General features: G+C 61.4%; 2 protein-coding genes. Both read left to right on the forward strand.

Annotated features, from left to right (window positions below):
- Nucleotides 1–75: 75 nt before the first annotated feature.
- Complete coding sequence (locus G205_RS20330; RefSeq protein WP_009359687.1) at nucleotides 76–522, forward strand: hypothetical protein; 447 nt, start codon at nucleotides 76–78, stop codon at nucleotides 520–522.
- Nucleotides 486–1,529: an IS3 family transposase gene (locus G205_RS20335; protein ID WP_009359688.1), complete on the forward strand. Its 1,044-nt coding sequence runs from the start codon at nucleotides 486–488 to the stop codon at nucleotides 1,527–1,529. Before G205_RS20330 ends, G205_RS20335 begins: the two co-directional genes overlap by 37 nt.
- Nucleotides 1,530–1,539: the final 10 nt, after the last annotated feature.

Genomic DNA, 1,539 nt, shown 5'->3' on the forward strand with positions numbered 1-1,539 from the left:
CCCTGTGTGTCAGGCTGTTGTGCGACAGGTTTGCTGCCGACGCTGCCTGACACACAGGGCGAGGAAAGGTCCGTCATGGATTTTGTTATCCCTCCTCGTGCCTCGAACCGGAAGCACTTCACTCTCGCGCAGAAGCACGAGATTCTTGATGAGTACGACAAGTGCCTTGAGCGTGGGTCCAAGATCGCGTTCAGCCGTGCGGTGGGCATCACCGATGGCACTATCCGGCTTTGGGTCCGGCAGCGTGAATCGGGCGAGCTGAGATCCAGATTCAAGACAGGGAGTGAGGACCAGCGTTTGAGGCAAGGCGATAAGAGGCTACTTAAACAGGTCTTGAAGGAGAACGAGATCCTCAAGGCCAAGCTGGCCAGGTCCGAGGCTGCGGTGGACATCCTGGGAAAAGCTTCCGCGCTCTTGGACGCCATGGCCAAGAGCGCGGCGGCGACGGACCCCGTGCTGAAGGAAGCGGAGCCGCAGCGGCCGGAGTGGTTGATCCCAAAGTCTGGAAAGACATCGCCCTGACCTTCGTCGGGAAGCTGGTGACGGCCGGCTGGTCAGCGGTGAAGGCCTGCGCATTGGTGGGCCTTCACCGCACTGCCTGGTATCGGCATCTGAGCCCGTCCGCCGCGGCAGGGATCACGGTGCCCCATGCCCAACGGGCCTACCCGAACCGGATCACCCAGACCGAAGCCGAGGAGTTCATGGCGACACTGAACTCCGAAGAATACGGGAATCTCTCCGTTACCCAGGCCTATTACCGGATGCTGGACGCGGGTCTCTGCTCGTTCTCGATCGCCGCCGCCCACCGTATCGTGGCCAGCTACGGGCAGAACGGTGACCGCCGCGCGCAACGCAGCAGCACCGGCCCTAAAAGGATCAAGCCCGTCCTGGAAGCCACGGCTCCCAACCAGCTCTGGAGCTGGGACATCACGATGCTCCACGGGCCCGGCAAACACACCTACCGGCTCTACACCATCCTCGATGTCTTCTCCCGCAAGGTCGTCGGGCATCGCGTCGAAACCACCGAAACCGCGGCCTTCGCCTCGGCCCTGATCCGCGAGGCCGTGGCCAGGAACAAACAGTGCCCAGCGGTGCTGCATGCCGATAACGGCGCACCAATGCGGGCCGGCACAACGCTGGACCTCGCCCGGGCCCTGGGCATCACACTGTCCTACTCGCGCCCGAGGGTTTCTGATGACAATCCGTACTCAGAGTCACTGTTCAAGACCGTGAAATATGACCTGGATTTCCCGCGACGGTTCCAAGACCTGCAGCACGCCCGGGAATACATGGGCGAGTTTTTCGCAGGCTATAACAGCCATCATCGTCACAGTGGCCTGAACTACTACACGCCCGATACCGTCCATCACGGACTGATCGAGCAGGCGCGCAGGCAACGACAACAAACTCTCGATGCCTGCTACGCCCGCAACCCACACCGATACCGTCGTAAGCCCACCGCACCGGGAATCCCTCCCGTCGCAGGAATCAACCACAAAAAACCCACCCAGCTGTCACAAACAGCTTGATATGTACCGG

This window comes from Arthrobacter nitrophenolicus (assembly GCF_000332815.1).
In the GTDB taxonomy this organism is placed as follows: Bacteria; Actinomycetota; Actinomycetes; order Actinomycetales; family Micrococcaceae; genus Arthrobacter; species Arthrobacter nitrophenolicus.